Below are 24,448 nucleotides of genomic sequence, written 5' to 3'. Positions count from 1 at the left end.
TTGAGCCGGCGGGGCTGCCCGCCGGCCACCAAAAAAATGGAAAAGGAAGGACATTGATGCCCTTCGCCAGATCGATCAGACACGACGCCGTTTAGAAGGACGCACGCCATTATGCGGAATCGGGGTCACATCACGGATAGAAGTGATATGGAAACCGACGGCTTGCAAAGCACGAAGTGCGGATTCACGACCCGAACCTGGACCTTTGACTTCGACTTCTAAAGTGCGGACACCATGTTCAGCGGCCTTTTTACCGGCATCTTCTGCTGCAACCTGTGCGGCATAAGGCGTCGATTTACGGCTACCCTTAAAGCCCATCATACCGGCTGATGACCAGGAAATAGCATTTCCCTGTGCATCGGTGATGGTGATCATTGTGTTGTTAAAGCTAGCGTTAACATGTGCCACGCCGGCTGAAATATTTTTACGCTCGCGTCTTTTAACGCGCTGCGGTTCGCGTGCCATATACTAAAATTCCTCAGGCTGGATGATGTAAAAGCAAAAAGACACCTTCTAAAAAGATGTCTGCTTATTTCTTCTTGCCAGCGATGGGCTTAGCTTTACCCTTACGCGTGCGTGCATTGGTGTGGGTGCGCTGACCACGGACAGGCAACCCTTTGCGATGACGCAAACCGCGATAGCAGGCAAGATCCATCAAACGCTTGATATTCATGGCGACTTGGCGGCGAAGGTCACCTTCAACCGTATAGTCAGCATCAATAGCTTCACGAATCTGCAATACTTCGTTATCGGAAAGATCCTGGACACGCCGTTCCGGCGTAATACCAAGTTTCGTAACAATTTTTTTAGCCGTGGTCGGGCCGATACCATGGATATAGGTAAGGGCGATCTCTACACGTTTGTTTGTCGGGATATTGACACCCGCAATACGAGCCATGTCTTTAATCTCCTGCTCCACGAGATATGTGGCACATATCTCATCTCAGCGCTTTTATTTCATTACAGTCGTCACCCCAGACATGCAAAAACATCCCTGCGATTCACAACTGCAAAAGAGCAAGTTTGCTAACCGTTAGGCAGGCATGAGTCAAGGACAACTGATACAAAACCAGCAATTATTCTCTTTTTCTATAAAAAACCTTTTAAAAAATAGCAATAAAAAGCCATTTTAAAAAGTTAACCAAAAAAAAGACTTTAAGACGCACTATTCAAATATAAAAAAGACAGGCCAAAAGACCTGTCTTTTAAAAACTAAAAAGGAAAAGCTGAACAGCTTTATGCTGAAACGGGCTTTGCCCCCTTGTCTGTTAAAATCTGATGGATCTTGGTAGCGACTTCTTTCATCGGAAGCATACCATCCACATAGGAAACAAGACCTCTTGCTTCATAAATAGGCAGGATCGGTGCCGTCTTTTCGTGATATTCGACCAGTCTTGCCCTAACCGCTTCGGCGTTATCATCTGGACGACGTTTAAATTCCGTCGAACCACAGACATCACAAACACCCTCTTTTTTCGGACGTTTGAACTCGTCATGATATCCGGCACCACATTTGGTGCAAATATAACGGCCGACAATCCGCTGAACCAAGGCATCTTCGTCAACTTTGATTTCAATCACGCAATCAAGTTTACGGTGACGCTCTGCCAACAATTTATCTAGCGCTTCAACCTGCGGCTTTGTCCGTGGAAAACCGTCAAAGATCACACCATTCTGGGTGTCTGGCTTATCCAAACGTTCACCTAAAATTTTATTCATCAGATCATCAGGAATCAGCTTACCAGCTTTCATCAGCTCTCCAGCGATCTTCCCAACTTCAGTGCCTTCTTGAACGGCCTGACGCAGGATATCGCCAGTAGAAAGCTGAACCATGCCAAAGTCATGAACCAGATGATGAGCCTGTGTTCCTTTACCAGCCCCCGGCGGGCCAAAAAGAATAATATTCATTATGTAGATTCCGCTTTGTTAAACAGGAAAACCTATTTCAATTTCGGACGCCGCCGAATGCTTTTGCCCCGCAATTTCGACTTGCGGATTAAATCGCCATATTGATGCGCAATCAAATGGCTTTGGATCTGGGTCACTGTATCAATCGTCACGTTGACAACAATCAACAGGCTGGTTCCGCCAATCGCAAAAGAGGTCATCCCCAATTCGCTGGCCATGAATTCTGGTACCAAACAAATGCAGGTCAGATAGGCTGCACCGATAACCGTGATACGGGTCAACAGATAATCAAGGTAATCTGCCGTTGCTTTCCCCGGACGGATACCAGGAATAAAGCCACCATATTTTTTCAAATTATCCGCGGTTTCTTCGGGATTAAACACAATCGCCGTATAGAAGAAGCTGAAGAAAACAATCCCAAGCCCATATAACAGCATATAAAGCCATGTGCCGTGAGCCAGATACTGATTAAGAGTAATCAGAATATTGCTCCAACGGCCGCCTGCGGTAACGCGCTGTCCGGCGAATTGCGTAATAGTTAATGGCATTAACAGAACAGAAGACGCAAAAATCGGCGGAATAACATTCGCAGTATTCAGCTTCAAAGGCAGATGGCTCTTGTCAGCCTGCATCATTCCATGTGCAGATTGCCGTTTTGGATACTGAATTAGCACGCGCCTTTGCGCTCGTTCCATGAAGCAGATGAACAGCACCAAGGCTGCGACCACCGCAATTACGGCAATAATCAGCGCCGGATTAACAGCCCCGCTCCGTGTCCGTTCCAGCGTATTTAAAATAATAACAGGAAGCTGGGAAACGATACCGGCCATAATAATAAGGGACGTTCCGTTACCGACACCACGGCTAGTGATCTGCTCACCTAACCACATTAAAAACATGGTGCCGCCAATCAGGGAAATTACACAACTGACTCGGAATAACCAACCTGGATCCACAACGGCTGAAAAGCCCGCAGGCGTTTTCCAGTTTTCTAATCCAACAGCAATAAAATACCCTTGGATGGTAGTTAGAAGAACCGTACCCAACCGCGTATATTGGTTCAGTTTCTTTCGACCACTTTCACCTTCCTTTTTCAAAGCCTCCAGATGAGGACTAAGCGAGGTTGAAAGCTGAACGACGATAGAGGCCGTAATATAAGGCATTAATCCCAAAGCGATTAACGACATACGGCTTAAAGAACCACCTGAGAAAGTATTGAAGAAATCCAACACACCGCCATGAGTCTGCGCAAAAAGCGCTCCCATCGTGCGCGGATCAATACCCGGTAACGGCACAAAAGAAAGTAACCGAAAAACAATCAAGGCCAGAAAGGTGAACCACAGACGCTTTTTAAGATCAGTAGCCTTCCCAAACTGAGAAAGATTGAAATTAGAGGCAAATTGATTGGCTGCTGATGCCATTATTCAGTCGAACCCCGAAAAAGTTGCTGATAGATTTTTTAAAAAGCTATCATGACGTATGATCGACATGCCGCAAAAGACAAAGACAAAGCCTAAATATAGAGCTTATCTTCTTTCCACGACCCCCCGAGTAATAAAAACTCAGGAACCGGACATAGTGGGTTTAAGCAGTGAATGCAAAATTGACAACCAAGCCTTTGCTTAAAATGGCGTTTATTCCAGAAAAAACGGCCTGCAAAGCTAAATACCTTACAGACCGTCCTTCTTAATCAGGCTTGGCGCCTAGTATATTAGGCGTCTGTCTTTTCTTCTGCATTGCGACGTGCAATGATTTCGACTGATCCGCCAGCTTTTTCAACAGCTTCACGGGCAGCTTTAGAAATTCCGGCAACCTTGAAAGTAACCTTGGAAGAAATTTCACCTTTAGCAAGAACGCGAACACCGTCTTTACCACCGCGGGCAACGCCAGCAGCTTTCAAAGCCTGATGATCGATCGGGTTCTTAGCATCCAGACGACCTGATTCGATCAGCTTCTGGACAACACCAAGGTTAACTTCAGCATAGTCTTTAGCGAAGATGTTGTTGAAACCACGCTTTGGCAGACGCATATAAATCGGCATCTGACCACCGGCAAAACCGTTGATAGAAACACCAGAACGGCTCTTCTGACCTTTTTGACCACGACCGGCAGTCTTACCCAGACCAGAACCGATACCACGACCAACGCGGACACGACCAACGCGTGAACCTTCGTTATCTTTCAAGCTATTTAATTTAAAAGTCATAGTAAGCACTCGCTTTCGCTTTTGGCGCGCATAAAAAATTTTAAGGAAAGCTTATGCGCAGAAAGCTTTCCAAGACAAAAACAGCGCCCCTCTTGTCGAGGTGACGCCGTTCTTTGCCAATTTCCCTGTCAAAAGACAAGGAAAAGATTAGTTCTCAATCTTAACCAGATGAGCAACCTTGCGAAGCATACCCCGGACATCCGGTGTATCTTTCAGTTCGCGGGTGCGATGCATCTTGTTGAGGCCGAGACCAACAAGCGTTGCACGCTGGTCAGGGCTGCGGCGGATAGGAGAGCCAATCTGAGTAACTTTAAGAGTCGCCATCACATTTTACTCCACAACCGCAGCAGCATCAGCTTCAGCCTTAGCTGCAGAAGCACCACCACGGCTGAAGAGATCAGCAATCCGCTTACCGCGACGCTGTGCGACGGCTTTCGGACTCTTCTGATCATTCAGCGCTTCAAAGGTAGCACGGATCATATTGTAAGGATTGCTGGTGCCGACAGACTTCGTCACGACGTCAGCAACACCAAGGCTTTCGAAGATAGCACGCATTGGACCACCTGCGATGATACCGGTACCTGACGGTGCCGAACGCAGATAGACAAGACCGGCGCCGAAGCGGCCACGGCCATCATGATGCAAGGTGCGACCTTCGCGAAGCGGAACGCGAATCATGGTTTTCTTAGCTGCAGCAGTTGCCTTGGAAATTGCTTCCGGAACTTCGCGAGCCTTACCATGACCGAAACCGACGCGGCCTTTGCCGTCACCGACTACGACCAGAGCAGCAAAACCGAAACGCTTACCACCCTTAACCGTCTTTGAAACACGGTTAATGTGAACCAGCTTTTCAATCAGCTCTTCACCGGCGTCTTCGTTGCGACGGTCATCGCGACGACCACGGCCATCACGACCACGGCCACCACGGCCACGACCACCACGGCCACGACGTTCGTTGTTCGGATTGGTGCCGTTAGCAGCATTGGCAACTTCGGCATTTTCCGTTTTCTGGATTTCGCTTTCGTCAGCCATTTAGAACTCCAATCCGCCTTCACGGGCAGCATCAGCCAGAGCTTTCACCCGCCCATGAAATAAAAATCCCCCGCGGTCGAATACAACCTTGGTGATACCAGCCGCAGAAGCGCGTTCTGCTAAACGTTTACCCGTTTCAGCAGCAGCCGAAACAGTGGCACCCGTTTTGTCTCTTACAGCTTTTTCAAGCGTAGAAGCAGCAACAACTGTGCGTCTCTGGTCATCATCAATGACCTGAGCATAAATATGCTGGCCGGAGCGATGGACAGATAAACGGGGACGATGATTACCCTTGGCACGCAGCGTAGTACGAACACGCTGACGGCGCCGCTCAAAAAGAGAAAGACCTTTGGCCATTATTTCTTCTTCCCTTCCTTACGGAAGATGAACTCACCGGCATACTTAATACCCTTACCCTTATAGGGTTCAGGGCGACGCCAGCGACGAATCTCAGCCGCGACCTGACCGACTTTCTGCTTATCAATACCAGAGATATTGACAGTCGTCGGTTCGGGCGTCTGGATCGTGATACCTTCCGGTATAGCAAAATCGATATCGTGGCTGTAGCCAAGCTGCAGCTTCAGGGTTTTGCCCTGTGAAGCAGCGCGATAACCGACACCCGTGATCTGAAGGGTTTTGGAATAACCTTGAGTCACACCATCGATCAGATTCTGTACCAAAGTGCGCTGCATGCCCCAAAAAGAACGGGAGCGCTTGGTATCATTGATCGGCTTTACAGAAAGCTGGCCATCTTCAAGTGAATAAGTCACTTCAGAAGACAAAGGCATAGAAAGCTCGCCTTTGGGACCTTTTACTGAAAGCACACCATCTGCAATATTTGCGGTGACGCCCGTTGGGATAGCCACCGGTTTTTTACCGATACGGCTCATCAGAACACCTCCGCAAGGACTTCACCGCCGACATTCTGGTCACGGGCTTCTGCATCAGAAAGAACACCCTTAGGCGTTGAAACGATCGTGATGCCAAGTCCATTACGGACACGCGGTAATTCGCGTGAACCAGAATAGATACGACGACCCGGTTTGGAAACGCGAGCAAGATGATGAATAGCCGGCTGGCCTTCAAAATATTTCAGCTCAATGCGCAGTGCGTCATGATTGCCAAGCTTGGCTTCAGTGTAACCGCGAATATAGCCTTCACGTGCCAGCACATCTAATACGCGAACGCGCAATTTAGATGCAGGAGATACCACGCTATCTTTGCGGGCATGCTGGCCGTTGCGAATACGGGTGAGCAAATCACCCAGAGGATCGGACAATGCCATTTTATATATCCCCTACCAGCTCGACTTGGTGACGCCTGGAATCAGGCCTTTATTAGCCAGATCACGCAACTGGATGCGGCAGAGCTGGAACTTACGATAATAACCGCGCGGGCGGCCAGTTAATGCACAACGGTTGCGAACACGAGTCGGATTCGCATTCCGTGGCAATTCAGCCATTTTCAGCCGTGCGATAAGACGATCCGTCTCATCGAGGCTTTTGTCATTGGCTACAGCCTTTAACCGGGAATACTTACCGGCATAGGCTTTAGCCATTTTTTTGCGCTTTTCGTTCTTGTTAATCGAACTCAGTTTCGCCATGACTTAAGTTCTCTTTCCTTAAAGAGCTGCCTGATTCATAAAATCAGGCTGCCTTTTTCTGTGTAGTGTCAGCCGGAAACGGGAAGCCGAACAAGCGAAGCAATTCACGTGCTTCATCATCCGTCTTGGCCGTAGTGGCAACGACGACATCCATACCGCGGATGGTGGAAACCTGGTCATAGCTGATTTCCGGAAAAATCAGCTGTTCTTTGATGCCGGTAGCATAGTTGCCACGACCATCAAAGGATTTTGGATTCAACCCACGGAAGTCACGAACGCGAGGAAGCGCAATCGTTAAGAAACGATCGAGGAACTCGAACATACGTTCACGACGGAGCGTGACCTTGACACCGATCGGCATACCTTCACGCAATTTGAACTGCGCGATAGATTTCTTTGCACGGGTGACAACAGGCTTCTGACCAGCAATCAGCTCCATTTCAGCTGCAGCTTGGTCAACCTTTTTCTTGTCCTGAGTTGCTTCACCAACGCCCATGTTAAGGACGATTTTTGTGAGTTTCGGAACTTCAAAAGCATTTTTATAACCGAATTTCTCGGTCATTGCTTTGACGATCTCGTCCTCATACTGCGTTTTCAGGCGTGGAACATAGGCTTTAGCCATTGATCGCCTCCCCTGACTTTACCGCGACGCGTATTTTCTTACCGTCACGTACATCAAAACGGACCCGGGTAGCTTTACCCGTTTTAGGATCTTCGACTGCAACCTTAGAGGCAGCAATCGGCGCTTCCATACGATCCAGCCCGCCCTGGGGGTTAGCCTGGCTCGGTTTACGGTGACGGGTTACAATGTTGATACCCGAAACAATAACCTTGCCTTCTTTTGGCATAGCCTGGGTTACTTCGCCGTGCTTACCCTTATCCTTACCGGACAAGATAACCACGCGATCACCTTTTTTAATTTTAGCCGCCATCACAACACCTCAGGCGCAAGCGAAATAATTTTCATATGGTTACGCGCCCGTAATTCACGTACCACCGGACCAAAAATACGAGTACCAATAGGTTCACCACTCGTTTTGTTGATCAGGACAGCCGCATTACCGTCGAAACGAATCACCGAACCATCGGCACGATGAATATCTTTGGCAGTGCGAACGATAACGGCACGATGGACGTCACCCTTCTTAACGCGCCCGCGCGGTGCGGCTTCCTTGACTGATACAACGATAACATCGCCAACAGTCGCGGTACGACGCTTAGAACCGCCCAGCACCTTGATGCACTGCACCCTCTTCGCACCGCTGTTGTCGGCAACGTCAAGGTTCGTTTGCATCTGGATCATATATCAGACCCTTCTTTTCAAACCCGGACTAGCCGGGAAAGCCTCTCTATACCTGCAAGCTTAATAATTAAGCAGCAGGCGCTTTATCTGCTTTTTCAAGCACACGCCATGACTTAAGTTTTGAAACTGGCGCGCATTCTTCAATACGCACAATTTCACCTTCATGATAGGCGTTTTGCTCGTCATGAGCATGATATTTTTTCGACAAGCGGATGATCTTACCGTAAAGGGGATGTTTCACTTTACGCTCGACCAAAACCACTACCGTTTTGTCGGTCTTATCAGAGACCACGGTTCCCGTCAGCACACGTTTGGGCATGATGAGAAATCCTTACTTGGTTGCCGAGCGCTGACGCTCGGCCTGTAAAGTCTTAATCTGAGCAATAGTGCGACGCACTTCGCGAACCCGGGCGGGTTTTTCCAGCTGACCAGTGGCCGACTGAAAACGCAGATTAAACTGCTCACGCTTCATTTCACCCAGCTCGACGGCAAGTTGATCGTCACTCTTTGCTTTGAGATCGTCAATCTTCGCCATATTTAGGCCTCTTCATATATGGTTTCACCCAAACGGGCAACAACCTTCACTTTGATGGGCAATTTCGCTGCGGCGCGTTCAAAAGCAACGCGAGCGATCGGGCCAGGAACACCATCTAATTCAAAAAGAATACGACCGGGTTTCACACGAGCGACCCAAAATTCCGGAGAACCTTTACCGGAGCCCATGCGGACTTCAGCAGGTTTGCTGGAAACAGGCACATCCGGGAAAATACGGATCCATAGCCGTCCCTGACGGCGGATGTGACGGGTAATAGCACGACGAGCAGCTTCGATCTGACGTGCGGTAATCCGATCTGGCTCCATAGCCTTCAGACCATACGCACCGAAATTAAGCGTTGCACCGCCAGGTGCGTTACCATGAATACGACCCTTGTGGGCCTTACGAAATTTAGTTCGTTTCGGTTGCAGCATTTTAATTCGCCTTCTGACACCGATTATCCGGTCGATCAGGCGACGCTGATAAGGGGGTTACCCCTTACCGCGTCGGCCGGACCCCCGACGTCTGAGCTTCTACCATCAGCCGATCTTGAGCTAAGGGATCATGTGCCATGATTTCGCCCTTAAAGATCCAGACCTTGATTCCGCACACACCATAAGCGGTATGAGCCTCAGCTTCGGCATAATCGACATTTGCGCGCAGGGTATGCAACGGCACACGGCCTTCACGATACCATTCGGTCCGGGCAATTTCAGCACCACCCAAACGTCCACCGCAAGTAATTCTGACACCTTGGGCACCAAGACGCAGAGCTGACTGAACGGCACGCTTCATAGCACGCCGGAAAGCAACACGCCGTTCAAGCTGATCGGCGATGCCTTGGGCGACCAACTGAGCATCGATTTCCGGTTTACGGATTTCAACGATGTTCAGAGAAACACCACTTTCAGTCATCGAATCCAGTTTTTTACGCAGCTTTTCGATGTCTGCGCCTTTTTTCCCGATGATAACACCAGGACGGGCAGCATAGATCGAAATGCGGCATAATTTAGCTGGACGCTCAATCACCACTTTTGAAATCGCAGCCTGCGGCAGCGTTTTCATGATGAATTTGCGGATCTTGATATCTTCAAGCAACAGCTGGCCATAATCGCTACCTTGGGCGAACCAGCGGCTATCCCATGTGCGATTAATCTGCAGCCGCATACCGATTGGGTTGGATTTATGACCCATCTTATTCAGCCTCTTCCTGTTCGCGAACAACGACACGGATACGCGAAAATGGCTTGATGATCTGAGTCGAACGACCGCGGGCACGGGTTGCGAAACGCTTCATCACGATCGATTTACCGACCGATGCCTCTTTCACAATCAGGGCGTCAACGTCGAGATTATGGTTATTCTCGGCGTTGGCAATAGCAGAAGCAAGAACCTTGCGGACATCTTTTGCCATTGCTTTTGTGGAGAAGCTCAAAATGTTCAGGGCTTCACCAGCTTTCTTGCCACGGATTAAACCCGCGACAAGATTAAGCTTGTAAGAGCTACCGCGAACGGTGGTGGCGACGGCTAAGGCCTCCTTTTCACCGACGCGACGGGGAGCTTGCGGCTTAGACATTAGCGCTTACCCTTCTTGTCAGCGGCATGGCCGGGGAACGTACGCGTTGGCGCAAATTCACCCAGTTTATGACCAACCATTTCTTCATTGACTGATACCGGCACAAATTTGCGACCGTTATAGACATTGAAAGTCAAACCAACAAACTGTGGCAGAATCGTCGAACGACGCGACCAGGTCTTGATGGGAGCCCGGTTGCTGCTGTCCTGAGCCGTCTCTGCTTTTTTCAACAGAGACAGTTCGACAAACGGACCTTTCCAAACGGAGCGGGCCATGCTTACCTCTTCTTCTTCGCGTGACGCGAACGGATGATGAACTTGTCCGTCGCCTTATTCGAACGGGTGCGAGCACCCTTGGTCGGTTTACCCCAAGGTGTTACCGGATGACGACCACCTGATGTGCGGCCTTCACCACCACCATGAGGATGATCGACCGGGTTCTTTGCAACACCACGGGTCAACGGGCGACGACCAAGCCAACGGTTACGACCGGCTTTGGCGAAGTTCTGATTAGCATTGTCAGAGTTGGATACAGCACCAACAGTAACCATACAATCGGAACGGATATAGCGCTGTTCACCTGAGTTCAGGCGAATCATCACCATGCCTTTGTCACGGCCGACAATCTGAGCGTAAGCACCAGCAGCACGAGCGAGCTGACCACCTTTGCTAGGTTTAAGCTCAATGTTATGCACAATGGTACCAAGCGGAGCCTGGCCAATTTCCATGGCATTGCCGGGTTTTACGTCCGCTTTGCGGGAAGCAATGATAGAATCACCAACACCCAAACGCTGCGGAGCAAGGATATAAGCTAAGCTCTTATCCTCATATTCGACCAGGGCAATAAAAGCAGAACGGTTCGGATCATATTCAATCCGCTGAACCGTAGCTGGCATGTCCCATTTACGACGCTTGAAATCAACAAGCCGATATTTCTGCTTGTGACCACCGCCGATGCCGCGTGAAGTTCTGTGACCTTTGTTGTTCCGGCCACCGGTTTTGTTTTTCCCTTCGGTGAGGGACTTAACCGGGCTACCTTTCCACAAAGACGAGCGATCGACCAGGATAAGGCCACGGCGGGCCGGGCTGGTCGGATTATAATGCTTAAGAGCCATCGTCCTAGACCCCTGTCGTCACATCGATTGACTGACCTTCAGCCAGAGTCACGATCGCCTTTTTGACGTCTGACCGCCGATAAGGACGGCCTTTCCACTTTTTGGTCTTGCCTTTGGTGATAACGGTATTCACCGATTTGACAGAAACCCCGAACAAAGCTTCAACAGCTTCTTTAATTTCAGGCTTCGTCGCATCAGCAGCTACCTTGAAGACCACCGCATTAAATTCAGAGACCATAGTCGATTTTTCGGTGATGTGCGGACCGAGCACAACATCATAGTGGCGAATTGCCACCCCATCCTGACTTTTAGCCATTGAGACGAGCCTCCAGCTTTTCAACAGCAGCGCGGGTCAGCACCAGTGTATCATGTTTCAGAATGTCATAGACATTGGCACCCAAAGCCGGCAACACATCGATACCGACAAGGTTGCTTGAAGCAAGGGCAAAATTTTCGTTTACCGCATCACCATCGACAACCAAAACCTTCGGACCAAAGCCTAAAGACTGGATCTGTGCTGCTAAGAGCTTGGTCTTTGATTCGTTGATATCCAAAGCGTCAACAACGACTAAAGCGCCGGTTTTTGCTTTGGAAGACAGAGCCATACGAAGACCAAGGGCGCGAACCTTCTTGTTCAAAGAAGGATTGAAAACGCGCGCTCTTGCACCATGGGCTTTACCACCACCGATAAAGATCGGTGAGCGACGATCGCCATGACGGGCGGTACCACCACCTTTTTGGCGGCCGAACTTTTTACCCGTGCGTGCAACATCAGAACGTTCACGCGTAGCGCGGGTCGGTGCACGACGTTTTTCCAACTGCCATGTTACGACACGATGCAAAATATCAGCACGCGGTTCGATGTCGAAAACGGCATCGTTAAGCTCGATGCTACCCTTCTTAGATGCATCGAGGGACTGAACTTCTAATTTCATGATCAGCCCTCCTGACCTTCTGCGGCCACCGGCGCAGCCGGAGCCTCGTTGCCATTCGCGGCTTTAACGGCAGCCGGATAAGGAACATCGGCCGGACGAGCTACTTTAACAGCATCACGAACGATCAACCATGCACCCTTTGAACCGGGGACAGAACCACGAACAAAAATCAGATCGCGTTCAGCATCGGTGGAAACAACTTCCAAATTTTGCTGAGTACGCTGGCGGGCACCCATGTGTCCGGCCATCTTCTTGTTTTTGAAAACGCGACCCGGATCCTGGCGATTACCGGTAGAACCATGGGAACGGTGAGACAAAGACACACCATGGGTGGCACGCAAACCACCAAAGCCCCAGCGCTTCATAGCACCGGCAAAACCTTTACCCTGAGTCTGACCCGAAATATCAACCAACTGACCTGCAATGAAGTGATCAGCTGAAATCGCTGTTCCAACTTCTAAAACAGCATCTTCGGAAACGGGAAATTCGACCAATTTCGCTTTAAGCTCGACTTCGGCTTTAGCAAAATGGCCACGAACAGGCTTGGTAACGTTTTTAGCTTTTGCAGAACCTGCACCAAGCTGAACAGCAACGTATCCATCCTGATCTTTATTTTTGACGGCCACGACCTGCACATCTTCAAGCTTCAGGACGGTTACCGGCACATGCCGACCATCTTCCTGAAACAGACGCGTCATTCCGACCTTCTTGGCGATCACGCCAGTACGCATGATCCATTACTCCTTCAGAGGCTCACGACAGCGGCGAGCATGATAAACGAAAAGCTCCTACGTCCGAATGACGAAGGAGCCGGCCCCTTTTACAATAGAAGCCCCCGCCAGGGCCATATACTATGAAACATAGTAAATAAGGCGGGGACGCATGACACCAGTAAAAACTGGTCGGTATCCCTGCTTGTCTGCAATGGTGAATATCGTATTTCACTAAAGAAATCTACCCTTCCCTTTTCAGGAAAGTGAAAAAAATATCACCATGGCAGAAATTAAGAGAGAACCGGTTGTCTTGGTATCCGGCTCAAAAGCTTTATTAAGCTAATTTGATTTCAACTTCAACACCTGCTGCGAGGTCAAGCTTCATTAAAGCATCGACAGTCTGCGGGGTTGGCTGAACGATATCCAGAAGGCGTTTATAGGTACGCACTTCAAACTGTTCACGCGATTTTTTATCGATGTGAGGACCACGGTTAACCGTGAACTTCTCGATGCGCGTTGGCAAGGGAATCGGTCCGCGAATAAGAGCACCAGTCCGACGAGCGGTGTCGGCGATATCTCCCGTAGCCTGATCTAAAACACGATGATCAAACGCCTTGAGGCGAATGCGAATATTCTGCGTATCCATATTCCCTAACCATTTCAAAGAACGAGGAGGCGCCTAAGACAAGAGTCTTTCGGCGCCCACCTAAAAAATGAGAGCTAACCGGCGGGATGCCGGTTAGCTAACGAAATTATTTAATGATGGAGCTGACAACGCCAGCGCCAACGGTACGACCACCTTCGCGGATAGCGAAGCGAAGACCCGGATCCATAGCGATCGGAGCAATCAATTTCACACCAAACGCAATGTTGTCGCCTGGCATAACCATTTCGACATCTTCAGGCAAAGTGATTTCGCCGGTGACGTCAGTGGTGCGGAAATAGAACTGCGGACGATAGTTCGCGAAGAACGGGGTGTGACGGCCACCTTCATCTTTCGACAGAACATAAACTTCTGCCTTGAATTCGGTATGCGGCGTGATGGAACCCGGTTTAGCCAAAACCTGACCGCGTTCAACTTCCGTACGAGCCGTACCACGAAGCAGAGCACCGATGTTATCACCGGCCTGACCTTGATCCAGCAACTTGCGGAACATTTCAACGCCCGTAACGGTGGTCTTTTTGGTGTCACGAAGACCAACGATTTCGACTTCTTCACCGACCTTGACGATACCAGTTTCAACACGACCGGTAACAACCGTACCACGACCAGAGATGGAGAACACATCTTCGATCGGCATCAGGAAGCTTTTGTCCAGCGGACGTTCCGGCTGAGGAATGTATTCGTCAACAGCAGCCATCAAAGAAAGAATAGCTTCTTTGCCGATTTCCGGATTTTTGTCTTCCAGAGCAGCCAGAGCAGAACCCTTAACGATAGGAATATCGTCGCCTGGGAAGTCATAGCTGGAAAGAAGTTCGCGGATTTCCATTTCGACGAGTTCCAGAAGTTCTGGATCATCGACCTGATCAACCTTGTTCATGAAAACAACAAGGGCAGGAACACCGACCTGACGAGCGAGCAGGATGTGCTCACGGGTTTGGGGCATAGGACCATCAGCAGCGGACACAACCAAGATTGCGCCATCCATCTGGGCAGCACCGGTGATCATGTTCTTCACATAATCGGCATGACCCGGGCAATCGACGTGGGCATAATGCCGGGTTTCGGTTTCGTATTCAACGTGAGACGTTGAAATCGTGATACCGCGTTCACGTTCTTCCGGAGCTTTATCGATGTTGGCATAATCAACAAAAGTGTTGCCGCCGCCTGCTTCAGCCAAAACTTTGGTGATGGCTGCCGTCAGGGTAGTTTTACCATGATCGACGTGACCAATGGTACCGATATTGCAATGCGGCTTATTCCGCTCAAACTTAGCTTTCGCCATTAGTTACCTCTTTTTGTTACCGCTTTTATCACTATTGTATTGAGCGCGCCGCGCTTCTTCCGGCGCGCTCATAACGACATTTTTCGGTTTATGCCAGTATTTAATTAAGCCATCTTCGATTTTAACTCGTCCGCGACATTTGCCGGGACTTCGTCATAATGCGAAAACTGCATCGAATACTGGGCGCGTCCCTGTGTAAAGGAACGTAGCTGGTTCACATAGCCGAACATGTTAGCCAGCGGCACCATCGCTTCAACGACCTGGGCATTACCGCGCGTGTCGGTGCCCTGAATCTGGCCGCGCCGCGAATTCATATCACCGATCACGTCACCGAGATAATCCTCCGGCGTGATCACCTCAACCCGCATTACTGGTTCAAGGAGCTTGATTCCCGCCTTCTGAGCGGCTTCACGCATAGCACCTCGGCCAGCAATTTCAAAGGCAAGAGCCGAAGAATCGACATCGTGATACGCACCATCAGTCAAATGGATTTCAAAATCGATAATCGGGAAGCCGATTAAAGAACCTGTTTCTGCGGTTTCACGCATACCTTTTTCGACTGAAGGGATATATTCACGAGGAATATTACCGCCTTTGACTTCATCGAAAAACTGAATACCAGCACCACGTTCGCTCGGAACAAGGTTAACTTTTACGCGACCGAACTGTCCAGAACCACCGGATTGTTTCTTATGCGTATAGTCAACATCGATCGGACGGGCGAGTGATTCGCGGTAAGCAACCTGCGGAGCGCCGACATTTGCTTCAACTTTGAATTCACGTTTCATACGATCGACAAGAATGTCGAGATGGAGTTCACCCATCCCTTTAATAATCGTCTGACCGGATTCGAAATCAGAAGCAACGCGGAAGGAAGGATCCTCAGCGGCCAAGCGGTTAAGCGCCAGCCCCATCTTTTCCTGATCCGCTTTCGTCTTCGGTTCCACAGCGACTTCGATCACAGGTTCCGGAAATTCCATCCGTTCCAGAATGATCGGTGCGTTAGGAGCACAAAGCGTGTCACCGGTGGTTGTTTCTTTCATGCCTACCAAGGCAACGATATCGCCGGCATAAGCCTCATCGAGATCTTCACGGCTATTGGCATGCATCAAAAGCATACGACCGACTTTTTCGCGCTTGTCTTTTACCGAGTTTAAAACGGTACCCTTGGTAAGTTTACCGGAATAAATACGGGCAAAAGTCAACGATCCAACGAAAGGATCGTTCATGATTTTAAACGCAAGCGCCGAGAAAGGCTCGTCATCAGACGGCTTACGACTATCTTTCGTTTCGCCATCCATCTTCACGCCTTCGACCGCAGGAATGTCCAACGGGCTCGGCAAGAAGTCAACGACTGCATCCAAGAGAGGCTGAACGCCTTTGTTCTTGAAGGCCGATCCACAAAGAACCGGAACGAAATCCTGAGCCAACGTACCCTTACGGATCAGCTTTTTCAGCGTAGCAACGTCTGGTTCAGTTCCCTCAAGATAGGCTTCCATAGCAGCATCGTCTTGCTCAACTGCCATTTCAATCATTTCAGCGCGCGCAGCTTCTGCGTCAGCTTTATACTCTTCGGGAATTTCCTGATATTCGAATTTTGCGCCCAGGCTTTCTTCAAGCCAAATGATAGCACGATTTTCGACCAGGTCGACCAAACCCTTGAAATCACCTTCAAGGCCGATCGGCAAGTAGAGCACCATCGGGCGAGCGCCGAGGCGATCACGAATCATGTCAACGCAGCGGAGGAAGTTTGCACCGGTGCGGTCAAGCTTGTTCACGAAGCACATACGTGGCACGTGATATTTTTCAGCCTGACGCCAAACTGTTTCTGACTGCGGCTCGACACCGGCCACACCATCGAAACAGGCAACTGCGCCATCTAAGACACGAAGAGAACGTTCAACTTCAATCGTGAAATCGACATGTCCTGGCGTATCAATGATGTTGATCCGATGGTCGTTCCAAAAACAGGTAGTAGCAGCAGACGTGATCGTGATCCCGCGCTCCTGTTCCTGTTCCATCCAATCCATGGTCGCCGTGCCTTCATGGACTTCGCCGATCTTGTAGGACTTACCGGTATAGAAAAGAATACGCTCGGTTGTGGTCGTTTTACCGGCATCAATATGAGCCATAATACCGATATTACGATATTTATCGAGCGGATATTTGCGGGCCATGATCCTTAGTCTCCGTGACCGGACAGATTATACACTGCCCGGTATAGGGTAAAAGCCGTTACCAGCGATAATGCGAGAACGCACGGTTGGCTTCAGCCATGCGATGGGTATCTTCGCGCTTCTTGACAGCATTGCCGCGATTGTTAGCCGCATCAAGCAATTCACCAGACAGGCGAGCAGACATGCTGTGTTCCGAACGGGCACGGGAAGCAGCGATTAACCAACGGATAGCCAATGCCTGCGCACGATCAGGACGGACTTCGACCGGGACCTGGTAAGTAGCACCACCAACACGACGGCTGCGTACTTCAATTCCTGGTTTCACATTGTCCAAAGCTTCATGGAAAACTTCCAAAGGAACGCGTTTTGCGCGTGCTTCGATAGAATCCAGAGCAGAATAAAGGATGCGTTCAGCGACGGATTTTTTACCGTCCAACATCACAGAATTCATGAATTTTGAAAGTACCACATCCCCAAATTTAGGATCTGGTAAAATTTCACGTTTTTCCGGGCGACGACGACGTGCCATATCAGTTCAACCTTACTTACTTGGGCCGTTTGGCGCCATATTTGGAACGGCTCTGCTTACGATCTTTGACACCCTGGGTATCGAGAACGCCGCGCAGAACATGGTAACGCACACCAGGAAGATCGCGGACACGACCACCACGGATGAGCACAACCGAATGCTCCTGAAGGTTATGGCCTTCACCTGGAATATAACTGATAACTTCGCGCTGGTTCGTCAAACGCACCTTAGCCACTTTACGAAGTGCCGAGTTCGGCTTCTTCGGGGTCGTGGTATAAACACGGGTACAGACACCCCGCTTCTGCGGGTTGGCCTCCATAGCAGGAACTTTTGAACGTTCCTTCTGTAACTGACGGCCCTTACGGACCAATTGATTAATCGTCGGCATGAAGCCCTTCACCTCAAGAGTTACTTTACCAAAATATGCAAAAAGCGCCTGACTATAGTTTAAATTATACAAACAGCACCGAGCTATTAAGCTCGGATACGTTAATTCTTTAAAAGAAAGACGCGCATATATGGCAATGTTCAAGCGCACCCGTCTGACGCCAAAGATTCACCGTCGACAGGATATGTAGACGGGCGCTATAGCGACGATAACGGCAACGGTCAACGGAAAGCATCTTTCCGCCGACAAAACTACGCCATTTTATGAAAAAGAAATATTACACAGATCGGAATTGATCCTCAATGTGGCATTTCCATCATAGCATATAGAGAATTTTATTCTGTCATGCCATAGCAATTTTATAAATATGGATTTTTCTTTTTATCGCCATAATCAGGAAGCTGGTTTGCCTTGTTTTGCATGCGCTTTTACGTCGTCATCCTGCTCATCTTGCATTTTGATTGACAGAGCATCCGCATGACGAAGCCCCCATTGTTCACAAATCTCATAGCAAACAAGAAGCCATGCACTACCGGCAACCCATCCGGCAATAACATCACTAGGCCAATGCACGGCTAATGCCACGCGAGACAAACCAACAAAAAGCGCCAAAGCGATAGACGCATAAAGCCAGCCGAGCCGTCCACCATGGCGTCTTATTAACAAGGCCAGCATCGGATACACAATCATCGCATTAGTGCTGTGACCACTAGGAAAACTGGCACCATCAACATGATCAAGATGGAAAAAAATTAACGGTCTAGGGCGATTAATCACTAATTTTAAAAGCGAAAAAAACGCCCATCCACCCAAAGGCGCCAGAATAGCAAAAAATGCCCCTAATTTATCCTTCAAGCCTATCATCGTCACAAAAGCGATCAAAATCAGGCTGACGCGAACCGATACATTGCCAGTAAAACTGCCAACACGGGCAATACAGGCCACCCAATGATGACGGGAGGCAAAGCCCCCAATCAAATGCAATAATGTAAGATCAAAAGCGCCAGGTGCTTCACATGCGGTAAGAAAGCCGATCAAAAAGGCTATGACGCAAAAAAAGACGATAGCAACCCAGCGCCACCCACTCAAAAAAAAAGGCAAGTGCCCTCCCCTTAAAAATGCAACGCGCGCCCGTAGGCCGCCAGCACACTTTCATGCATTGCTTCCGAAAGCGTCGGATGAGGAAAGATCGTTTCCATAATTTCGGCTTCTGTCGTTTCCAACGTTCTTGCAACCGTGTAGCCCTGAATCATTTCAGTCACTTCGGCACCGACCATATGTGCCCCCAGAAGAGCACCGCTGTCAGCATCAAAGACCGTCTTCACAAAACCGTCGGTTGAACCCTGAGCAATCGCTTTTCCATTAGCGATAAAGGGGAAGTTACCGACTTTGACGTTATAACCCTGCTGACGCGCTTTTTCTTCGGTCAAACCAACGCTGGCAACTTGCGGTCTGGCATAGGTGCATCCCGGAATATTTTGTGCATTCAAAGGGTGAACATGCTCACATCCCGCAATCGCTTCGGCAGCAATCACACCCTGATGGCTGGCCTTATGGGCAAGGCAAGGTGCACCAGCGACATCCCCGATCGCCCACACATTTTAACATTAGTACGTCCAAAGCCATCGACAGCAATAAAGCCACGATTAAGCTCGACACCTAATTTATCAAGACCGATATCTTCGACATTGGCGACAACGCCAATGGCCACAATAGCATGAGAAAAACGCTCTTTGACGACTTTGCCATCTGCTCCGCTGATCTCGGCTGTCACGCCTTCATCATCAGGCGTTAAATTCTGCAAAGCCGACTGAGTCAGGATGCGAATACCCCGCTTTGCGAAAGCCTTGGCGACGTAAGCACTAACTTCGGCATCTTCCATTGGCAAAATCTGCGGCGCATGTTCAACAATGCTGACTTCAGCCCCGAAATCGGCATAGAAGCTGGCAAATTCGACACCAATAGCGCCAGATCCGATGACCAATAACTTCTTTGGCATCTCGGGTGGTTTCAAGGCATGGTGATATGTCCAGATATGCTTGCCATCTGCACGCACATTCGGAAGTTGTCTAGCTCTGGCACCCGTTGCGATAATAATATCTTTGGCTTCGAAAGCCTTTTCTTCACCCTCGGCTGTAGTGACCAGCATCTGATGGTTGCTTGTCAGCTGACCTACACCGCTAATCACCTCAACCTTATTTTTCCGTAACAAGGTTTTGACTCCCGAAGCCAAACGGGCAGCAACCTCACGAGAGCGAGCAATAATTCTATCGAGATCGAAATCCGGTTTAAATGACGTCAAACCATAGGCTTCTGCATTTTGCATCTCGTGATAGACTTCAGCCGAACGTAAAAGTGACTTAGTCGGAATACAGCCCCAATTCAGGCAAATTCCACCCAAATGCACCCGTTCAACCAAGGCCACTTTCAGTTTTAGCTGGGCTGCCCGAATTGCCGCAACATATCCACCGGGGCCTCCGCCCAAAACGATCAGATCAAAATGATCAGCCATGAATTCAGTCTCTTTCCCTTTATAATTGCCGAAGCTTTTTAGCTGCTATTTATCGGCTTTATCGGACAACAGCCGCGTTTCATTAATGGGCGGCACCCGACAAGGGCGACGATCCTCGTCAATAGCGACAAAAGTAAACAAGCCAGAAATTGATTTTACCGTTTCCAATTCATGCCGAACGCGCCGCCAGCCTTCGACTTCGATTTTCATCGATGTGCGTCCGACTTTTACCAACCGAGCATAAAGCGAAAGCTCATCACCCACCAAAACGGGGGCATGAAAAGTGATCGAATCCGCAGCAACAGTAACAACGCGCGCCAAAGCATGACGGGCAGCAACCAAGCCAGCGGCCTGATCTAACATACCCATCAACCAGCCACCAAACATCCGGCCATCGGCATTAGTATTGGCAGGCATCGCAATAACGCGGATCTCTGGATTACCAACAGGAGGCAAAACTTCCGAATTTTCTGATTTTGTTACCTGATTACTCATTGTGCTAAAATCCCTAATGGCTTTTCAACCAGATGCTTGAAGGCCGACATAAAGGCGGCAGCATCGGCACCATCAATAACACGATGGTCAAAACTGCCTGTAACCGTTGCAATGGTAGCGACCGTCACAGCATTATCGACAACACAAGGCCGTTTCTCTCCGCTGCCAATAGCCAAAATAGAGGCCTGAGGCGGATTGATAACAGCATTGAACTGTTTAATGCCGTACATTCCCATATTAGAAATACTAGACGTTCCGCCCTGATATTCCTGAGGTTGCAACCGCCCTTCCCTTGCGCGTGCAATCAGCTCTTTCATCTCAACCGAAAGCGCAGACAAAGACTTGGTATCGGCATTTTTCAAGATAGGTGTAATCAAGCCGCCTTCAACAGAAACAGCAACAGAGATATCAGCTTGCGAAAATTGCAACATCTGATCGCCATCAAAGGCAGCATTCACGCTAGGCGTTGCTTGCAAAGCCAAAGCCTGCGCTTTGATGAGCATATCATTGACCGAAACCTTGATATTTTTAGAAGCTAGCGCTTCATTTAGCTCGGATCGAAGCTTCAACAAGGCATCCATCTGAACATCGACGGTCAAATAAATATGCGGGATATTCTGCTTTGACTCAGTCAGACGACGGGCAATAACACGACGCATATTGCTAAGTTTGATACTCTGATGCGGCGTGTCATGGGTTATATTGCTCTGGATTTCTGGCGCAGCAGCACAAGGGCTAGAAGCGGCATGCGCAATAAATGCTTCGATATCAGCTTTAACAATCCGGCCATGAGGGCCACTGCCCGTAATATTTTTCAGATCAACATCATTTTTCTTAGCCAAGCGCTTAGCTAAAGGGCTTGCCTTTATACGGCCAATTTTGCCTTGATCTGGGACAGAAACCGCATCAGCTTTCTTGCCATAACCAGCATTGCTGATCGCTTTTGCTAAGGAATCATCAATAGACAGTATTTCCGAAGCAGGTTTCGCCTCAGGCGCATCTTCGGCTTTTTCAACTTTAAGTGCAGGTTGAGATTCCTCTGACAAAGCAGCCTCAGCTACCTTTGCGACGTCTTCACCCGCCTCGGCCATGACAGCGATAACCTGTCCGACAGCCACATTTTCGCTGCCTTCTGGCACTAAAATCTTAGCAATCACACCGCCATCAACCGTTTCGAATTCCATAATGGCTTTATCGGTTTCGACTTCGGCCAGAATATCGCCCGCCTTAACGGTATCCCCTTCTTTCACCAGCCATTTCGCAAGGTTGCCTTCTGTCATTGTAGGCGAAAGCGCTGGCATTTTGACTTCAATCGACATCCGGACATGGTCCTTTTTCTATTCACGGCTGTTTGCCAGAGGCAGGAAGCCTTTAAAATTAACTTACTTGAAAATAGCCCTAGAATGCCTCGAATTTCTCTAAGGCCTTCTAGTTAAAAGACATTTCCATTTCATATAAGACTAGACAGAGTCAAGAAACAGACCCCAATCCAGCATCTTCAACGATTGGGATAATGAAAATTATCGTCCACAGAAAGTCTTCAATCGCTCCAAAGTCATTTTCAACAGAAAATTATCAATATCCCCCGCCACAAACGTAACTTTACTGGGGCTGATATTCTTCCCGTTCGTCATAGCTAACGCCCCCCTGCCGTGGGGGATCGGAACGCCAGCCGCCTGCATCATCCTCTGTCATCGGAGAAACAGCCTCACCTTCCGGCTGTTTATACTGACGCTTACCCACAGTCGAAGGCGGAGGGGGAGGCGGCGGCGGTGCAGGCTGATAAGCGCCACCATAATTATAATAATCAGGATAACCTACAGGCGGCGCATAATAATTTCCGCCGACATAGCCATTATTCCCATAATAGCCATCATAATAAGCCGCTGGCCCATTATTCTGCCCTGCAACCGCTAGAATATTCCCAACAGAATCAATCAAAAAGATATCCTGATAATATCGGATCCACTGCTGATTATTGCCGGGTGCCGGTAATCCGTAATCAGACCAATCCGACAATCCTTGGCTATAAGAATGCCATTGAGGGGGCAGCCTTTCACCCCGACGGAATCGGCGTTGCTGCCTAGCATACCCTTGATTGCCGCGGTCACCATTATTCTGATACCCTTGATCTACGCGGTTATAATCGGTTCCATAATTACCCGATCTTTGACCATCGCTGGATCTAGGCGGGATGATATAGGGCGATCCACGATCTACTGATCGGACAACCGGATCCTGAGAAAAATCACCAGAATAGCCCCCTTGTGCATATACAGGGCAAGTAAATCCCCCCACGATCAAAGTAGCCAAGATAGAACGTATTGTATGTAAGGGGATTTTCATCATGTGACCTGCCTTTTGTCTATTTATAGAATAAACAGAGGCATCAGTAACCTTCAAAAGAAGAAAATAATTTTAGAATTTTTGATTATCCAACCGGATAATTTTTCACCATTCTTATTTCTTCAACATCGCGTTCAAAAAAGCACGCCCCCACAGCTTCAAATCCAAGGCGACGATAAAAATTCTGGGCTGGCAGGCGGGCATTTAACCATATTTCTGATAAATCGGGTGTTACCAGCTTTTCCATAGCAAATTTCAAAAGCGCACTACCCAGCCCTTTTCCTCGATATTCAGGTGAAACCGCCACACGCCGAATTCTTTTTTTATGATCTTCCAGATGGTGAAAAGAAGCACAGCCTGACAATTTACCATCAACAAAAACACCAAAATGGGTTGCGTTTTTATCGCCATCGGTAATGCATTCTTCCTCTGCCAGACTTGGCCAAAGATAAGCCTGACGAAGGGGCAAACAATCAGCAAGGGAGATTTCTTCGATAGAATAGGCGATGTCGGACATCAAACACGCTCCGCAACAAAATGTTATCCTAAGAAAGGCCCCAAGGCTTCCATTAAACGAGAACAGCCTTCGACATCTTCCGTATCGAAACGCCCCATAGTCGGACTTTCCAGATCGATAACAGCCAAAATTTGATTTTGACGGCCTCTTATCGGAATAACCAATTCCGATGCGGCACTCGGATCACAAGAAATATGCCCGGGATAGACATGTACATCACGCACACACTGAATTCTTCCTGTTGCCGCCGCTGTGCCACAGACACCTCGACCATAAGGTATCTTCACACAAGCGACTTTTCCTTGAAAAGGGCCTAAAATCAGATAGCTACGAATGGCTTGATAAAACCCGACCCAATTCAAATCAGGTATATAGGTCCATAACAAAGCCGCTGTATTCGCCATATTAGCGACCGGATCACCCTCTTCAGAAAGTAACTCTTTAAGGGCGACCAACAAATCGCTATACAGCGTTTTTTTGCTGCCGGTATTGATCGAGAAAGAAAACATACAGGGGAGAGTAACGGGATTCTTGATATCCCTCAATCCACGATATGGTCACAGAAGAAAATATCCATATAATAACAAAGAAAAGGCTATTCTGAGTAGAATTT

At 48.9% G+C, this 24,448-nt stretch carries 36 protein-coding genes and 1 pseudogene; all 37 read right to left on the bottom strand.

The window, feature by feature from the left end; translation table 11 throughout:
* Positions 1-75 precede the first annotated feature (75 nt).
* The 37 genes and pseudogenes from rpsK to FBY58_RS02650 all read right to left on the bottom strand — a co-directional run bounded on the left by rpsK (position 76) and on the right by FBY58_RS02650 (position 24,344).
* Positions 76-465 carry a 30S ribosomal protein S11 gene (gene rpsK / locus FBY58_RS02825; RefSeq protein ID WP_011240446.1) on the bottom strand — a complete coding sequence of 130 codons (390 nt, stop codon included), beginning with the start codon at positions 463-465 and terminating at the stop codon, positions 76-78.
* A 64-nt stretch (positions 466-529) separates the two neighbouring features.
* The gene (gene rpsM, locus FBY58_RS02820) at positions 530-898 is read right to left on the bottom strand and encodes a 30S ribosomal protein S13 (protein WP_141919390.1); all 369 of its coding nucleotides are present in this window, start codon (positions 896-898) and stop codon (positions 530-532) included.
* 338 nt (positions 899-1,236) lie between these two features.
* Complete coding sequence (locus FBY58_RS02815; protein WP_141919389.1) at positions 1,237-1,908, bottom strand: adenylate kinase; 672 nt, start codon at positions 1,906-1,908, stop codon at positions 1,237-1,239.
* Between the two features lie 32 nt (positions 1,909-1,940).
* Complete coding sequence (gene secY, locus FBY58_RS02810) at positions 1,941-3,329, bottom strand: preprotein translocase subunit SecY (protein WP_141919388.1); 1,389 nt, start codon at positions 3,327-3,329, stop codon at positions 1,941-1,943.
* 290 nt (positions 3,330-3,619) lie between these two features.
* Positions 3,620-4,114 (bottom strand): 50S ribosomal protein L15, encoded by a 495-nt coding sequence (gene rplO / locus FBY58_RS02805; protein WP_141919387.1) that lies wholly within the window; start codon positions 4,112-4,114, stop codon positions 3,620-3,622.
* 147 nt (positions 4,115-4,261) lie between these two features.
* Positions 4,262-4,438, bottom strand: a complete 177-nt coding sequence (rpmD, locus tag FBY58_RS02800) for a 50S ribosomal protein L30 (protein ID WP_141919386.1) — start codon at positions 4,436-4,438, stop codon at positions 4,262-4,264.
* A 6-nt stretch (positions 4,439-4,444) separates the two neighbouring features.
* Positions 4,445-5,146 (bottom strand): 30S ribosomal protein S5, encoded by a 702-nt coding sequence (rpsE, locus tag FBY58_RS02795; protein ID WP_141919385.1) that lies wholly within the window; start codon positions 5,144-5,146, stop codon positions 4,445-4,447.
* Positions 5,147-5,503 carry a 50S ribosomal protein L18 gene (rplR, locus tag FBY58_RS02790; protein WP_141919384.1) on the bottom strand — a complete coding sequence of 119 codons (357 nt, stop codon included), beginning with the start codon at positions 5,501-5,503 and terminating at the stop codon, positions 5,147-5,149. It lies immediately after the preceding gene.
* The gene (rplF, locus tag FBY58_RS02785; protein ID WP_141919383.1) at positions 5,503-6,036 is read right to left on the bottom strand and encodes a 50S ribosomal protein L6; all 534 of its coding nucleotides are present in this window, start codon (positions 6,034-6,036) and stop codon (positions 5,503-5,505) included. The genes rplR and rplF overlap by 1 nt, the downstream gene beginning before the upstream one ends.
* Positions 6,036-6,431 (bottom strand): 30S ribosomal protein S8, encoded by a 396-nt coding sequence (gene rpsH, locus FBY58_RS02780; RefSeq protein WP_011240437.1) that lies wholly within the window; start codon positions 6,429-6,431, stop codon positions 6,036-6,038. Before rpsH ends, rplF begins: the two co-directional genes overlap by 1 nt.
* Before the next feature lie 12 nt (positions 6,432-6,443).
* A complete protein-coding gene (rpsN, locus tag FBY58_RS02775; protein WP_141919382.1) occupies positions 6,444-6,749 on the bottom strand; it encodes a 30S ribosomal protein S14 in 306 nt (101 codons plus the stop codon).
* Between the two features lie 43 nt (positions 6,750-6,792).
* Entirely contained in the window at positions 6,793-7,371 is a 579-nt protein-coding gene (rplE, locus tag FBY58_RS02770) for a 50S ribosomal protein L5 (protein WP_141919381.1), read from the bottom strand.
* Positions 7,364-7,684, bottom strand: a complete 321-nt coding sequence (gene rplX, locus FBY58_RS02765) for a 50S ribosomal protein L24 (protein ID WP_221624818.1) — start codon at positions 7,682-7,684, stop codon at positions 7,364-7,366. The genes rplE and rplX overlap by 8 nt, the downstream gene beginning before the upstream one ends.
* On the bottom strand, positions 7,681-8,052 hold the full coding sequence (gene rplN, locus FBY58_RS02760) for a 50S ribosomal protein L14 (RefSeq protein ID WP_011240433.1): 372 nt from the start codon (positions 8,050-8,052) through the stop codon (positions 7,681-7,683). The genes rplX and rplN overlap by 4 nt, the downstream gene beginning before the upstream one ends.
* 67 nt (positions 8,053-8,119) lie before the next feature.
* The gene (gene rpsQ, locus FBY58_RS02755; protein ID WP_141919379.1) at positions 8,120-8,371 is read right to left on the bottom strand and encodes a 30S ribosomal protein S17; all 252 of its coding nucleotides are present in this window, start codon (positions 8,369-8,371) and stop codon (positions 8,120-8,122) included.
* A 12-nt stretch (positions 8,372-8,383) separates the two neighbouring features.
* Positions 8,384-8,587, bottom strand: a complete 204-nt coding sequence (rpmC, locus tag FBY58_RS02750) for a 50S ribosomal protein L29 (RefSeq protein ID WP_011240431.1) — start codon at positions 8,585-8,587, stop codon at positions 8,384-8,386.
* Between the two features lie 2 nt (positions 8,588-8,589).
* Positions 8,590-9,021 (bottom strand): 50S ribosomal protein L16, encoded by a 432-nt coding sequence (gene rplP, locus FBY58_RS02745; protein WP_011240430.1) that lies wholly within the window; start codon positions 9,019-9,021, stop codon positions 8,590-8,592.
* A gap of 64 nt (positions 9,022-9,085) precedes the next feature.
* A complete protein-coding gene (gene rpsC / locus FBY58_RS02740; RefSeq protein ID WP_141919378.1) occupies positions 9,086-9,781 on the bottom strand; it encodes a 30S ribosomal protein S3 in 696 nt (231 codons plus the stop codon).
* 1 nt (position 9,782) lies between these two features.
* Positions 9,783-10,163 carry a 50S ribosomal protein L22 gene (gene rplV / locus FBY58_RS02735; RefSeq protein WP_141919377.1) on the bottom strand — a complete coding sequence of 127 codons (381 nt, stop codon included), beginning with the start codon at positions 10,161-10,163 and terminating at the stop codon, positions 9,783-9,785.
* Entirely contained in the window at positions 10,163-10,438 is a 276-nt protein-coding gene (gene rpsS / locus FBY58_RS02730) for a 30S ribosomal protein S19 (RefSeq protein WP_141919376.1), read from the bottom strand. Before rpsS ends, rplV begins: the two co-directional genes overlap by 1 nt.
* 2 nt (positions 10,439-10,440) lie before the next feature.
* Positions 10,441-11,277: a 50S ribosomal protein L2 gene (gene rplB / locus FBY58_RS02725; RefSeq protein WP_141919375.1), complete on the bottom strand. Its 837-nt coding sequence runs from the start codon at positions 11,275-11,277 to the stop codon at positions 10,441-10,443.
* A gap of 4 nt (positions 11,278-11,281) precedes the next feature.
* Positions 11,282-11,593: a 50S ribosomal protein L23 gene (locus FBY58_RS02720; RefSeq protein WP_141919374.1), complete on the bottom strand. Its 312-nt coding sequence runs from the start codon at positions 11,591-11,593 to the stop codon at positions 11,282-11,284.
* Positions 11,586-12,212: a 50S ribosomal protein L4 gene (gene rplD, locus FBY58_RS02715; RefSeq protein ID WP_141919373.1), complete on the bottom strand. Its 627-nt coding sequence runs from the start codon at positions 12,210-12,212 to the stop codon at positions 11,586-11,588. The genes FBY58_RS02720 and rplD overlap by 8 nt, the downstream gene beginning before the upstream one ends.
* A gap of 2 nt (positions 12,213-12,214) precedes the next feature.
* Positions 12,215-12,943 carry a 50S ribosomal protein L3 gene (gene rplC, locus FBY58_RS02710; RefSeq protein WP_141919372.1) on the bottom strand — a complete coding sequence of 243 codons (729 nt, stop codon included), beginning with the start codon at positions 12,941-12,943 and terminating at the stop codon, positions 12,215-12,217.
* 316 nt (positions 12,944-13,259) lie between these two features.
* Entirely contained in the window at positions 13,260-13,571 is a 312-nt protein-coding gene (rpsJ, locus tag FBY58_RS02705; protein WP_012817274.1) for a 30S ribosomal protein S10, read from the bottom strand.
* A 106-nt stretch (positions 13,572-13,677) separates the two neighbouring features.
* Positions 13,678-14,871 (bottom strand): elongation factor Tu, encoded by a 1,194-nt coding sequence (gene tuf / locus FBY58_RS02700; protein WP_011240421.1) that lies wholly within the window; start codon positions 14,869-14,871, stop codon positions 13,678-13,680.
* Positions 14,872-14,975: 104 nt separating this feature from the next.
* Positions 14,976-17,048, bottom strand: coding sequence for an elongation factor G (fusA, locus tag FBY58_RS02695; RefSeq protein ID WP_141919371.1), 2,073 nt, complete (start codon positions 17,046-17,048; stop codon positions 14,976-14,978).
* A gap of 58 nt (positions 17,049-17,106) precedes the next feature.
* Positions 17,107-17,577, bottom strand: a complete 471-nt coding sequence (rpsG, locus tag FBY58_RS02690) for a 30S ribosomal protein S7 (protein WP_141919370.1) — start codon at positions 17,575-17,577, stop codon at positions 17,107-17,109.
* A gap of 16 nt (positions 17,578-17,593) precedes the next feature.
* Positions 17,594-17,965, bottom strand: a complete 372-nt coding sequence (rpsL, locus tag FBY58_RS02685) for a 30S ribosomal protein S12 (RefSeq protein WP_011240418.1) — start codon at positions 17,963-17,965, stop codon at positions 17,594-17,596.
* Positions 17,966-18,074: 109 nt separating this feature from the next.
* On the bottom strand, positions 18,075-18,200 hold the full coding sequence (locus FBY58_RS09490) for a hypothetical protein (protein WP_260432184.1): 126 nt from the start codon (positions 18,198-18,200) through the stop codon (positions 18,075-18,077).
* Between the two features lie 158 nt (positions 18,201-18,358).
* The gene (locus tag FBY58_RS02680; RefSeq protein WP_141919369.1) at positions 18,359-19,066 is read right to left on the bottom strand and encodes a phosphatase PAP2 family protein; all 708 of its coding nucleotides are present in this window, start codon (positions 19,064-19,066) and stop codon (positions 18,359-18,361) included.
* A gap of 11 nt (positions 19,067-19,077) precedes the next feature.
* Positions 19,078-20,477: pseudogene (gene lpdA, locus FBY58_RS02675) on the bottom strand (dihydrolipoyl dehydrogenase).
* A gap of 45 nt (positions 20,478-20,522) precedes the next feature.
* Positions 20,523-20,972: an acyl-CoA thioesterase gene (locus FBY58_RS02670; protein ID WP_141919368.1), complete on the bottom strand. Its 450-nt coding sequence runs from the start codon at positions 20,970-20,972 to the stop codon at positions 20,523-20,525.
* A complete protein-coding gene (locus FBY58_RS02665; protein ID WP_141919367.1) occupies positions 20,969-22,291 on the bottom strand; it encodes a pyruvate dehydrogenase complex dihydrolipoamide acetyltransferase in 1,323 nt (440 codons plus the stop codon). Before FBY58_RS02665 ends, FBY58_RS02670 begins: the two co-directional genes overlap by 4 nt.
* A 283-nt stretch (positions 22,292-22,574) precedes the next feature.
* Positions 22,575-23,321, bottom strand: coding sequence for an RcnB family protein (locus FBY58_RS02660; protein WP_260432051.1), 747 nt, complete (start codon positions 23,319-23,321; stop codon positions 22,575-22,577).
* An 82-nt stretch (positions 23,322-23,403) separates the two neighbouring features.
* Positions 23,404-23,835: a GNAT family N-acetyltransferase gene (locus FBY58_RS02655; RefSeq protein WP_141919366.1), complete on the bottom strand. Its 432-nt coding sequence runs from the start codon at positions 23,833-23,835 to the stop codon at positions 23,404-23,406.
* Positions 23,836-23,858: 23 nt separating this feature from the next.
* The gene (locus FBY58_RS02650; protein WP_141919365.1) at positions 23,859-24,344 is read right to left on the bottom strand and encodes a GAF domain-containing protein; all 486 of its coding nucleotides are present in this window, start codon (positions 24,342-24,344) and stop codon (positions 23,859-23,861) included.
* Positions 24,345-24,448: the final 104 nt, after the last annotated feature.

The organism is Zymomonas mobilis (assembly GCF_006715975.1).
GTDB classification, from domain to species: domain Bacteria; phylum Pseudomonadota; class Alphaproteobacteria; order Sphingomonadales; family Sphingomonadaceae; genus Zymomonas; species Zymomonas mobilis_B.
Note: the sequence above shows the minus strand (reverse complement) of the source record. Positions and strands in the feature narration are given on the sequence as shown.